General features: G+C 71.7%; 8 protein-coding genes. All 8 read right to left on the bottom strand.

Annotated elements, in window-relative coordinates; all coding sequences use genetic code 11:
* Positions 1-13 precede the first annotated feature (13 nt).
* Genes OG607_RS39445 through OG607_RS39410 form a run of 8 tightly spaced genes read right to left on the bottom strand, consistent with a single transcriptional unit; the run spans position 14 to position 11,592 of the window.
* Positions 14-529 (bottom strand): phage baseplate assembly protein V, encoded by a 516-nt coding sequence (locus OG607_RS39445; RefSeq protein WP_405734208.1) that lies wholly within the window; start codon positions 527-529, stop codon positions 14-16.
* 27 nt (positions 530-556) lie between these two features.
* Positions 557-1,699 (bottom strand): hypothetical protein, encoded by a 1,143-nt coding sequence (locus tag OG607_RS39440; protein ID WP_405734206.1) that lies wholly within the window; start codon positions 1,697-1,699, stop codon positions 557-559.
* Positions 1,692-2,033, bottom strand: a complete 342-nt coding sequence (locus OG607_RS39435; RefSeq protein WP_405734204.1) for a LysM domain-containing protein — start codon at positions 2,031-2,033, stop codon at positions 1,692-1,694. The genes OG607_RS39440 and OG607_RS39435 overlap by 8 nt, the downstream gene beginning before the upstream one ends.
* Positions 2,033-2,674, bottom strand: coding sequence for a hypothetical protein (locus tag OG607_RS39430; RefSeq protein ID WP_405734202.1), 642 nt, complete (start codon positions 2,672-2,674; stop codon positions 2,033-2,035). Before OG607_RS39430 ends, OG607_RS39435 begins: the two co-directional genes overlap by 1 nt.
* Positions 2,671-3,240 carry a HEAT repeat domain-containing protein gene (locus OG607_RS39425; protein WP_405734200.1) on the bottom strand — a complete coding sequence of 190 codons (570 nt, stop codon included), beginning with the start codon at positions 3,238-3,240 and terminating at the stop codon, positions 2,671-2,673. Before OG607_RS39425 ends, OG607_RS39430 begins: the two co-directional genes overlap by 4 nt.
* A 35-nt stretch (positions 3,241-3,275) precedes the next feature.
* Entirely contained in the window at positions 3,276-9,374 is a 6,099-nt protein-coding gene (locus OG607_RS39420; RefSeq protein ID WP_405734199.1) for a DUF4157 domain-containing protein, read from the bottom strand.
* Positions 9,371-9,661, bottom strand: coding sequence for a hypothetical protein (locus tag OG607_RS39415; RefSeq protein WP_405734197.1), 291 nt, complete (start codon positions 9,659-9,661; stop codon positions 9,371-9,373). Before OG607_RS39415 ends, OG607_RS39420 begins: the two co-directional genes overlap by 4 nt.
* Positions 9,652-11,592 carry an ATP-binding protein gene (locus OG607_RS39410; RefSeq protein ID WP_405734195.1) on the bottom strand — a complete coding sequence of 647 codons (1,941 nt, stop codon included), beginning with the start codon at positions 11,590-11,592 and terminating at the stop codon, positions 9,652-9,654. The genes OG607_RS39415 and OG607_RS39410 overlap by 10 nt, the downstream gene beginning before the upstream one ends.
* Between the last annotated feature and the right edge of the window lie 4 nt (positions 11,593-11,596).

Below are 11,596 nucleotides of genomic sequence, written 5' to 3'. Positions count from 1 at the left end.
AACCTTTCCCCCGTCAGGTCACACTCAGGGCGTCCTGGTTGATGGTCACGGTCGGGCCGCTGAGCGAGATGGACGCGCCCTGCCCGTTGTCGAGATGGATCCCCGAGTCGTCGATCACGATGGACGCGCCGGACGGATGCCGGAGCGTGATGCCCTTGCCGCCGGGCTCGTCGGACAGCACGATCAGGCGCTGCCCGCTGGTCTGCAGAACGATGTTGTGCTGGGTCGGGATGGCCGGCCTCGCGTCCGCCGGGACCTCGGTGGCGGAGCCGAACCAGCAGCCCGTCCAGATCGGGTAGCTGGGGTCGCCCTGCTCGAACTCCACCCACACCCCGGCGTCCCTCGGCGGGATCGCCCACTCCCCCATGCCGGGTCCGGCCACCGGGAAGCATGGCATCGCCCACGAGGAGGTCGCGTCGCCCAGCACGTCCGGGACCTGGACCTGGATACGGCCGACTCCGTTCGGGTCAACGTTGTTGACCACCGTGCCCCGGTACTTGCCGAGGTAACGAGTGGGTTCTGCGGGCATGCGCGGCTCCTGGTGCGGTAGTTGCGACTAGGGGACGACGGCAGGCGTCAGGGAGATCAGCCCCTCACGGGCGAGGGTGAAGTTCTGGGTGTAGGCGCCCCGTTGCAGGTTGTGGGTGACGCTCTTGACGAAGTACAGGCCGTCGTAGGTGATCCCGGCGCCGCGTACGCCCACCAGCTCGCGGGGGCGCAGGACATACCCGTACCTGACGACGTCGAGCTGGCCGGAGCCGGACACCGCGTCCGCGGACTCCGCGGCCTTGGCGAGGGTTTCGGCGAGCACCTGGCCGGCGTCCTTCTTCGCCGTGTCGCCGATGACCTTCTTCTTCAGGGCGGGCGCGGGGCGCAGAGCCAGCGGCGGGCGCAGGATGCTCACCTCGGGCACCGGCAGGATCGCCGACACCCGGGTGGCGGGGAACTGGATGCGCGCCTCCGGCTCCTCGCGGGCCGTCCCGTCGAAGGCGAAGGTGAGCTGGTCGACGTTGGACAGGGTGTCCATGTTGACGTTCAGCGCGTGCTGCGGGATCCCGAGCCGGACCTCCGGGCCCCAGTAGGCGCGGCTCATGCCGGGCAGCGGGCCGGGGTCCAGGTAGAAGACATAGCCGTTGGCCTTGGCCAGCTCCGACACGTAGGAGAGGTCGGTGCCCTTCTGGAAGTCGATCCGCTGGGTCGGCATCGGGGTCTGCGGTATGAGTTCCGGCACGACGAGCGGGACGATGCCGTACTGGGCGTACTGCGACAGGATGGCCGCCACCCGGGCCGCGGGTCCCATCGCGGGGAACGGGATGCCCGCCTTCTCCTCAAGGTCCATCAGTACGGTCAGGTCCTCGCCGGTGACGGTGAGGGTGGACTGGCCGGGCTGATTGCTGATGCCGACCTCCTGACGGATGATCACCCCGTCCATGAGGACGGTCGCGGTGCCCTCGACGGTGGCGGTGAGGATGACCCGCGTCTTGGGGTCGAAGAAGCCGGCGGGCAGCAGGCCGGTGTTGATCAGCCCGTTCCTGGACAGGTCGAACGCCAGCTGGAATCCGCTGCGCTGCCCCGATGCCACCGTGACCTGCGCGGACAGCAGCGCGTCGGTGACCTGCTGCGGCACCGGCACGGCGATCTGCGGCCCCATCATCAGGGTCAGCCGGATCGGCCCGGTGGTGATCGGCCTGTCAGCCATTTGCAGCTCCGGGCACTCCTGGCACACCGGCGGGGAGCGTGATCCGGATCCGCCGCCCCGGCGTGTCGGTGAGCTCCCGGGGATCGAGCACCGGGTTCGCGTCCGCGATCTGCCACCACTGGTCGGCACGGCCGAGGTAGCGGGCGGCCAGCAGGTCCGGGCGGTCGCCGGTGCTCACGGTGTGCACGGCGACCTCGCTCAGGTCCTCCGGCCGGGGCAGCAGCCGGCGCCGCAGGTAGCGGGTCTCGCGGCCGTCCGCGCCGGTGTGCACGGCCGTCCCGGTGCCGTAGTACCGGCTCGACCTCGGGTACGACGTCTGTGTTGCGTCCGCCATCAGATTCCCCTCACTCCGAGCGTGTCCAGCCGGCCCGCTGCCGCCGTGCCGACCAGGCGCTCCTTCTGTGCCAGGTGGGCCAGGTACAGCTCCGAACCCCGGTGCCCGGTCGGCAGATCGCTCGTCGTCAGCACCCGCAGCCCGATCCCGACCGCCGCCCTGATCGGGTTCAGCTCGATGTCGAACGCCTCTTCCGTGACCGACAGTTCGGTCAGCCGCACCGGCAGCACCCGCTTGTTGCCCCACGTGAACAGCGTCAGCGGGCTCTCGATCGGCGTGATCTCCAGCGTGCCGAGCGCCGCCAGCGCCTCGTTCTGCCGCAGCCGGGCGCTGGAGGGGTTCACCAGCATCTCCAGCACCGCCAGGTGGGGGTGGATGCCGTTGGGCGCCGCGACGTCCAGCTGGTCCGTCGCGTCGATCTCGGCGGTGAACTTCCAGTTCTCCACGGCCGGGCCCTTCAGGCGCAGCGCCTCGGTGCGGTCGCCGGCGCCGTCCGCCCCGGCCGCCTGCGGGGCGAGCGTGCGCTCCAGGCTGTCGGGGTTGAACTGCAGCACGATGACCTGCTGCGGGGTGCCGCGCTGGGGGTCGACGATGACGATCCCGGACCGGATCGGCTTGGGGATGTCGGCGAATTGGGTCATGAGTCCTCGCCCCTGCTCCGCGCCGCCAAAATGGCTTCCGCATCCTCGCGCACCTCGACCACCGGGTCGTGGTCCCGGAGGTACTCCATGAGAGGCGTGAACTCTTCCCAGCCGGTATTGGCCGCCGACATCAGTGCCACTCGGCGCACCACGGGTTCCGGGTCGTGCAGCGCCCACCGGAAAAGAGCGAACATCTCCGGGTCGAACGGGCCCGAGCAGTGGACCCCGAGCAAGTTCAAGGCGTCCATGAGCCGGACCCCGTCCCGGGTGCCGTCGAAGAGCTCGGCCAGCGAAGCGTCGTCGTAGAGGTCCAGCCCGGCCCGCAGCACGTCAAGGACCGGTTCGGTGTCCGCCCCGGTCACGACCACGTAGTGCACCGGTGTCAGCTCGCCCTCGATCCAGTGGACGGTGGCGCCTTGGTCCCGCGTCAGCCAGATGATCTCGAACGGAGTGTTGCCGGAGGCCTGCACGGTCCGGTAGCGACTCCAGCCCGCCCGCTCGGCCAGTTGTTCGATCTCTGCTCGTCCCGCGCCCGGCTTGGGCACGCGGCGGATGGGTGGTGTCAACGGGGCTCCTTGGTCTGTACGGGTACGCATCAAGATCATCGCCGGATCCACAAACCGCCGGGGGACAGCTCCCATCCCGGCCCAGGGGAATCGGGCGCCTCCCAGCGCCCTCCGGGCGCCATGAACCGGGCGGCGTTGTGCATCGCCCATTCGGGGAACTGCCGTACCAGTTGCTCGTCGCTGAGGTAGAGGGAACCCGCCTTGGCTCTGGCAAAGGCCCTGACCAGGAGGAGCGAGGCATTGCCTCGCATGGTGGTCACCGCGGTGTCGAGCTGCTGACCCCTGCGGGTCAGCCCACCCGTCCGGCTGTGGGTCATCTCCGCCTGTATGCGCTGCGGATCCTGCAGATAGGAGGAGGCCGCGACAGCGTTGTGCGGTGCCATGATGTTCGTCCCCGACACCACATCCCGCCAGGTGGCGCCCGGAAAGTCCGCTAGCTGCCAGGCCAGAACGTTGCCGAGGGCCGCTCCCGGATACCTGGCGCTCTCGACCGTGAGCATCAGCCTGGACAGCGAGGCCACGGTGGCGGCCGCGTCCGGCTCCTGGTGGAAGAAGGGATCAGCCGGCATCCGGCCCTGGGTGACTTCGAAGAACGCCGTCTGGATGCGGCGCCTGGCGACGGATTCCCGGTTCTGCCGGCCGACCACCTCAAGACCCATGCTGCGGACAAGGCGCTCCTGGATGTGCATGAGCTTGTCCTCGGCCGCGTCGGAGCTCTGTCCCGACCGGCGTACGTAGTGGCCGGAGCCCAGACCACTGAGCACCTTGACCAGGCCGGGCTGGGTCTCCCCCGCGCGGGGCCCCCTGCCGAGCGCACGCTGTTGCTCGCTGACCCCGATCTCACCCCCGAGACCTGAGGCCATGATGATTCGCTCGTGTCCTTCGGGACGCTCCCGCCGGATGGCCGCCGCTTCCGACAGCGGATCCCGCGCGCGCCTGGTCACGCTGCTGCCCACGCCCCCTTGCTGCATGGTGCGGCCGCGTTGCTCCTGGTAGTCGCGCTGTGCGGCATTGACGGACGCGGCCCGGGACGGCACCTGGGCGTGGGTGAACAGTCGCTCGCCCATCCCCTCGATGCCGCGCAGCAGTTCGGGCTGGTGCTGCTGGATCAGTTCCTCGGCCCGTTGGATGTGGTCGCGTACGTCCTTCTCGGGATTGAGCGTGGCAACGACCGAAGACTGCGGACCCGATTCTCTCCGGTCGACGGAGGTGAGCCGGTACCAGAGCCGCATCGCCCCAAGCAGCCCCCGTAGGGTGATGCCGCCGATGCCTCGGCGCAGTACCCGGTCCAGACGTGGACGGATCCGTGCGACAGCGAGCTCCAGGCGCTGATTCTTGGCCTCCGGGGAATTCTGGCGCTTGCGGCGTTCGTCGCGCTGCTGCCGTCGTTTCTGGTTCCTCTCACGCAGCCGGTCCCGCCGGCGCTTGAACGCGTCGCGCATCTTGCGGGCGCTGTTGGTGAGGGCGCGGCCGAGCTTGCTGTTCTTGAGCTTGCGGCCAAGGGTCCGGGCCGCGTTGCCGACCTTCTTCAAAGCGCCCTTGACGGCGCCCTTGGCGCGCCTCAGGGCCTGGCCCGTGCGGGAGACCCGGCGGCTGGGCCGGGTGGGCTTCGGTTTTGCGGTCTGCGGCTCGCGCGGCTTCGTGGGCTCGTGCTCACGTTTGGGCTCGCGGTCGGGGGTACGGCGCTCCCCCGGGCGGCGGCTCGGACCCGGCCTCGTACGCGGGGAGGGGTGGCCCGCCAGGGCCGGTTGGCGGCCGCGGGGGCCGCGGAAGGCGGCAGCCGCGTTGCGCAGGCCGGCGCGGGCGCGGTTGACGGCGCCGCCGACGGCTTTGCGGGCGCCTTTGCCGGCCTTGGCGAGGCCCTTGAGGATGCGCTGGGCGATGGACTTGAGCTTGGTGCCCACGCTCTTGCCCGCCGACTTGAGGCGGGTGAGAAGGAAGTTGGTGATGAAGTCGAGGAGGGCGACGACCCCGGCGGCGACCGCGTCGGCGAAGAGGCAGGCGGCCACGGCGGGGCCGGCCTTGACGGCCTTGAGGAAGGTGAAGAACTTCCCGAAGGCCGCGATGATCTTGCTGATGGTGTTCCAGGCCGCCATCAGGCCCTGGATGATCGTCATGATGGCCCCGGCGGCGGGCACGATCAGTGAGACGAGCTTCTCGATGACGATCGAGATGATCATCCCCGGCAGCGCGGCGACGATCGCCTGCCAGGCCATCCGGCCGATCTGCTTGAGCGAGATGCAGCCCTTGACCAGGATGTTGACGAGGGTCGAGGTCAGGCCGACGACCGATTCGACCTTCTCGCTGAACCAGGTCCGCACCGCGGTCTTGATGGCGCCCCAGAGATGGTTCTGGATGCCCTGGCTCGCCGAGGCGCCGAGGTTGGACAGCCAGGCGCCCGGGTCGGACGCGATGTCGCCGATCAGGGCCGCGAACTGGCCCAGGGCCGCGATCGCCTTCTGGGCGAAGTCGATGGCTGCGACCACGGCGTCGCGTACGGCGTTGATCGCGGCCTTGAGGCCCGCCTCCAGGGCGTTGAGCAGCGCGTTGAGCCCTGCGGCGAGGTCGTCGAGGAGCTTGTTGACGGCGGCCTTGAGCTTGTCGGCCCATTCGTTGACCTTGGCGATGGCCTTGTCGCGCCACTCCTCGATCTTCTTGCGGAACCTGTCGCGCAGTTCGGGGAAGGCGGCGAGCAGGACGTCGCAGATCTTGATGAGGGCGTCGGCGAGCTTGTTGATCAGGTCGACGGCGAGCTTGCGGGCCTGGTCGATGGCCCAGTTCGCGAACTCCCTGAACTTGTTGATGATGCCGTTGACCAGGCCCCGGAAGAAGTCGAAGATGCCGGTGACGACGGAGACCAGGGCATCGAAGGCCGCCTTGACCTTCGACTTGACCCAGCCCCACCAGCCTGAGGACTCCTCCTTCTTGCGGTCCTTCTCCTTCTGCGCCTTGTCCTCGGCCTCCTGCCGCTTCTTCTGGATCTCCTCGTTGTCCTTGGACTGGCGGTCCCTGACGTCCTTGTCGGTGTCGGTGCGCTTCTTGAGGATCTGCTGGTTCTTGTCGGTGTGCTCCTTGCCGGCCTCGGTGTCCGACTCGGAGATCCTGTCGTCCTGCTCCTTCCGCCACTGCGCGCGCTCGCCCTTGACCGCCTGCGCCGCGGATCCGCGTTCTCCGGCCTGGGCTTGGGCATTGTCGGCGGTGGCCTTGTCGACATCGGCCTGGTTCTGCTGGCGTTCCTCGGCCTCGGACTGCTTGTGCTTGGCCTGTTCGGTGCCCATTCGGCCCTGGGCCTGGCCGACCGAGCCCTGGATCTGGGTCCCGCGCTCCTGCTGGGCCACGGCGGCCACGCCCGGTTTGGGCCCGGCCGCGCTCGCCGTGGGGCGGCCGCCGCCTGCGCTCTCGCCGCCGGGGACGGTGCCCTTGAGGGTCTCGTTCGGGACGTCCGGGTAGATCCGGTCCTCGCCCATGGGCTTGGCCGAGTCCTCCCGGCCGACGCCGACGATCCTGGCCGACTTGTCCTTGAGCTTGTCCGACTGCTCGTCGGTACGCTTCGGGTCGCTCTCGCCGGTCAACTCGACCGCGGGTGCGGGGCCGACGGTCACATTGAGCGCCGGGTCGGTGGAGGGCACCTCGTTGACCGCGCCCTGCATGTTCTCGACGTCCTGGGCGGTGACCTGGTTCGAGGCGTCGTCGGCGACGTTGGGCGTACGGACCTGCTCGGCGGGGTTCCTGCCCTCGACCTTCTTCTCCTCGGCCTCCTTCTGGTCGCCCTCCGCGCCCTCGGGACCGACGCGCTCCAGCTGCCCCGTCACCGCTGCGGCGGGTGCCGCCGCCTCCGGCGTGCCGTGCTGCGTCCGCGGGGCGCCGGCGGGGCGCTGCTCGGTCGGCGGCGCGGCCTGGAGTTCGGCGTGCTGCTCGCCGACCGTACGGTCCACGGAACCGTCGACGCCGTCCAGCGTGCTCTGCATCTGGTCCGGGGGCAGGGCGGCGGCCGTGGCGAGCGCGCCCTGCGGATCCTGGCCGGACACGTCCGGCGGCGCCGGCTTCTCCTCCTGCTTGGCCTGCCCGCCGCCGCCTCCACCGCAACCGCCCGCGCCGCCTTCCGGCTTGTCCGCCTCGGTGGTGGGCTGCTGGGGGCCCGCGCAGGCGCCGCCGCCCGCTTCGAGCGACGCGTCGGGCGAGGGCGCGGGCTGCGACATGCCCGGGGCGTCGGCCTGTTCGGCAGCCGGGCCCGGCGCGGTGGTCTGGGCTGCGGTCGGGGCGGCGGTCGGGGCGGCCGAAGCCGCGGGTTGGGGCTGCCGCTCCGCTTCGTGGTGCTCCGCTTCCTGGTGCTCGCCTTCCTGGTGCTCGTCGCGCTCCACCGTGCTCTGCGCGGCAGCGGGTTCGGCGGGCTGCTGTGCGGCGGCAGTGTCAGCCGTCCCGGGGTCGGCGCCGACCTCGTCCTCGACCGGCTGCTCCGGCTGGAGGTCCTTGGCGGTGCGGTCCTCGGCCTCGGCGGCGGGCGCTTCCTCGTCCTCGGGTTCGTTCTCGCGCTCGGCCTCGGTCCGCTCCGCCTTGGTGGCCGGTGGCTCGGGGAAGCTCGGCGCCTCCACGGCGGCCGGGGGCGCGCCCGAGGGCGACAGGGTGATCCCCTCGGCGGTGGGGACATTGGACACGTCGAGGTCGGTGGAGGGGAGGAAGTCCTCCGGCTTCAGCTCTGGCTCGGCGGCGACGGCCTGCGCCTGCTCGTCGTCGGCCGCTGGTTCGATGTCGCCGGCGGCGCCGGATTCCAGGCCGAGAGGCTGCTCCTCCTCGCGGGGGTCGTCCTTGTCGCCGTCGTCCAGCAACCCGTGCTGAACGAGCGGGCTGTCCTTGGCCTGGGCGATCCGGTCGACCTCGTCCGGCTTCACCGGCGCGGGCTGCGGCGCCTGCCGGTCGCCGGGCTCCTGCGGCTTGGCGCCCGCGGCAGGCTGCTGCTCCGCCTGCCTGCTCTCGCGCTCCGGCGCGCCGACGGCCTCTGCGGCGGCCGGCCTCGCGGCGGCGGGTTCCTCGGCGGGCTGGGGCTGTGCCGCCGCTCCTGCCTCGCCGCCGGCCCGCTGCTGGGGCTGCGGCTGCGGCTGCGGCTGCGGCTGCGGCTCGGCGCCCTGCTGCGCGGGCTGCTCGTCCTCCGGCTTCGGCTCCTGCTTCTCCGAGTCGTCCGGCTGCTTGGACCCGTCCTCGTGCTCCTGCCCGTGCTCCTCCTCCTTCTTCTCCTGCTCCTCCTTCTTCTCTTCCTTCTTGTCCTCGCCGCGCTGCTGCTCCTGCTCGTGATCGCCCCGCTCCGCCTGCTGCTCACGGTCCCGGTCGGTCCCGGTCCGCTCGGCGGCGTCGGTCACCGGCTCGGGCGTCACGGCGGCATCCGCGTCCGCCGGGCCGTGCTCGGCATCCTCGACGAGTTCCAGTACGCGTTCGTAATCCGAGGACGGCAGCCGCAGTTCCAACCGCCCCAGGACGGAGTCCTGCAACTCCGGGGCGAACCGCTCCAGTTGTTGCCGTACCCGGCCGGCGGCATCCGTCGGGTCGCCGCGCAGCGAGCGCAGGATGCCCGCGGTGAGGCGGTCGACGAGGGTGGCCGGGTCCAGACGCTCGGTGCGGTACTGGTCGGCGTTGACCTTCGCGTAGCGGAGCCAGCCGGGGGTCGCCTCGCGGGTGACGCCGGGCTGGGGTCCGGGTCCGGAGCGCGCTCCCTGCTCGGCCTCACGCTCGATCGGGTCCTGCGGGAGGCTGACGCCGCCGAAGTCGCGTCCGGCGCGGAGCGCGCCGAGGGGGTTCGGGGCCTGGACCGTGTGGAGCAGTTCGTGGGCGAGGAGGCGGCGGCCGTCCTCCGTACCGGGACGGAAGGCGCCCTCGGCGAAGAACACGTCCTGGCCGACGGTGACGGCGTCGGCGCCTACGAGGTCGGTGAGGGCGGCGGAGTCGCGGTCGGTGTGGACCCGGACCTGGCTGAAGTCGTGGCCGAGGCGGGTTTCGAGGTCGCGGCGGACAGCGGGGTCCAGGGGGTGGCCGGCGCCGCTGATGATCTGTTTGGGCTCGGGCGTACGGGCTTTGCGCTGCTGGCGGCGGGCCTTGGGTTTCGGCTGCCGCTCGGGGGCGCGGGAGTGCGTGCTGCCGCTCATCGGACCCTCCCTGCCAGGCCCGCGTGGACGGCACGGGCGAGGGCCTCGCCGAGGCGGCGCGGGGAGGTGGTGGCGGGCAGGTCGGGGAGCCCGGCAAGGGTGTCGAGTGCAGTGTCGCCGCCACCGGCCAGGGGGACACCGCGCTCGGCCACCAGCCGGGTGAGTTCGCGCTGGAAGGCGGCGGAGACACCGTCGTGGTCGATGGCGCCGAAGCCTTCGAGCACCAGTTCGCCGATCTCGACCCGGATCCGGGGAGCCGGGGTGCGGGCGCTGTCGTTCAGTTCCATCCCTGCACCTCCGTGGGGGTGAGGGAGCGGTCGAGCTTGAGGTACTCCGTACGGGCCGCGGCGAGCAGGTGCCGCATCTGCAGCGCGCAGCCCTCCTCCGCGGCGAGGAAGGCCCCGGCGAGAGCGATGTTGCGGATGGAGCCGCCGGCGACGGTGAGCTGGGCCAGCTTCTCGGCGTCGAGGCCCTTGCTGGGGGTCTGCGCGGGGATGACACGGCGCCAGATCTCGGCGCGTTCGGGCACTCCGGGGAAGGGGAAGTCGACGACGAAGCGGATGCGCCGCATGAAGGCGGAGTCGAGGGCCTTCTTCATGTTGGTGGTGAGAATGGCGAGGCCGCGATAGGCCTCCATGCGCATGAGCAGGTAGCTGACCTCCAGGTTGGCGTAGCGGTCGTGGCTGTCCTTGACCTCGCTGCGCTTCCCGAACAGAGCGTCGGCCTCGTCGAAGAGCAGCAGCGCGCCGCCGCGTTCGGCGGCGTCGAAGACCCGGCGCAGGTTCTTCTCCGTCTCGCCGATGTACTTGCTGACGACCTGCGACAGGTCGATGACGAAGAGGTCGACGCCGAGTTCCCCCGCGATCACCTCGGCGGCGAGGGTCTTTCCGGTGCCGGAGCCCCCCGCGAACAGGGCGGTGACGCCGAGGCCGCGCCGCAGGACGTTCTCGAAGCCCCACTCCTGGTGGACGGTGGCACGCTGCCGTACGTGGGCGACGACCTCTCCGAGCACCTCGCGCTGGCGTCCGGCCACGACCAGGTCGTCCCAGCCGGCCCGGGGTTCGATCCGGCGGCCCAGCTCGTCCAGCGCCATCCGGGCCTCGCAGAGCCCGGCCCGCCAGGCCAGTTCGGTGGCGTCGTCCCCGTCAGGGGCGCGGCTCACCGAGGTGGCGGCGGAGCGGATGACGTGTGCGGGCAGGGAGAACTGGGCGACGAGGCCGCGCAGATCCCGTTCGCTGACCTGGGGTACGTCGTCGAGCGCATCGGTCCAGACCAGCAGCTGCTCCTCGGGGGTGAGCGGCGGCACGGTGACGCGTTCGGCGCGGGTGGTGCGGGCGGCGGGCTGCGGGTCGGTGCTGGACAGCACGACCGGGACGGCGAGGCCCGCGATGAAGGCGTCGACCGCGGCGGCGCGGTCCCGGCCGCCGGGCTCCCCGTGCGCGTCGGCCTCGACCAGCAGCGCGGCCGGCAGCAGGATCGCCTCGCGCTGCCACAGCCGGGCGAGCCGGTCGCGGTCGGCCGGGTCGGTGGGGAGGTCGTCGGCGGCCACCGCGTACAGGCTCAGGCCGGAGCTGCGGGCGGCCGAGGCGGCCACGTCCCAGCGGCTGCGGCGATCGGCACCGGCCAGCTCGATGTGTCCGGCCGCCCAGCCGATGGCGATGGTCGCGGCGGCTCGCTCGTGCGTGGCCGGGAGGCCTTCGGCGGGCGCGGGGACGCGGGTCAGCAGGCCGTGCAGCCGTACGTCGAGGTAGGGGACGCCGACGAGGAAGTGCAGGATCCGCTCGTCGATCCGCAGCCGGGCGGTGGTGAGTCCGGTGGCCGCGTCGTCGAGCTCGACCAGCCGCCACCGGCGCAGGGGGCCCACCGGGGCCAGTGCGCTCCAGTGCGGGTCGGCGAGGGCTGCCAGGGCGAGGGCGAAGGTGGGGTAGGGGCGGGCCGGGTCGGCGGCGGCCGCTCCGCAGCGGCCCGCGGCTGTCGCGTCCACCTCGACGGCGGCGGCGAGGACGAGGACGTCCCGTTCGAAGGAGGTGAGCCCGAAGCAGGAGCAGAGGGTGTCGAGCGCGGTGGGCGCCGCGCCTGGCGCATCGTGGTCGGCGTGGCTGCCCCCCGCCGTGACGGCCGACGTACCTGCGTGCGCGTCGAGGCGTGCGAGCACGGCCTCGACGGCAGCCGCCAGCGACTGCCGGTGCAGTCCGTCCTCGCCGTATGCCGCGCCCATCGGC

It is taken from the genome of Streptomyces sp. NBC_01537 (assembly GCF_045040445.1).
In the GTDB taxonomy this organism is placed as follows: domain Bacteria; phylum Actinomycetota; class Actinomycetes; order Streptomycetales; family Streptomycetaceae; genus Actinacidiphila.
This window is presented reverse-complemented; position numbering and strand designations above follow the sequence as displayed.

Coding starts and splice junctions, on each gene's coding strand:
- OG607_RS39415 (WP_405734197.1), bottom strand. CDS start 9,661: ATGGAACTGAACGACAGCGCCCGCACCCCGGCTCCCCGGATCCGGGTC.
- OG607_RS39430 (WP_405734202.1), bottom strand. CDS start 2,674: ATGACCCAATTCGCCGACATCCCCAAGCCGATCCGGTCCGGGATCGTC.
- OG607_RS39420 (WP_405734199.1), bottom strand. CDS start 9,374: ATGAGCGGCAGCACGCACTCCCGCGCCCCCGAGCGGCAGCCGAAACCC.
- OG607_RS39440 (WP_405734206.1), bottom strand. CDS start 1,699: ATGGCTGACAGGCCGATCACCACCGGGCCGATCCGGCTGACCCTGATG.
- OG607_RS39435 (WP_405734204.1), bottom strand. CDS start 2,033: ATGGCGGACGCAACACAGACGTCGTACCCGAGGTCGAGCCGGTACTAC.
- OG607_RS39410 (WP_405734195.1), bottom strand. CDS start 11,592: ATGGGCGCGGCATACGGCGAGGACGGACTGCACCGGCAGTCGCTGGCG.
- OG607_RS39445 (WP_405734208.1), bottom strand. CDS start 529: ATGCCCGCAGAACCCACTCGTTACCTCGGCAAGTACCGGGGCACGGTG.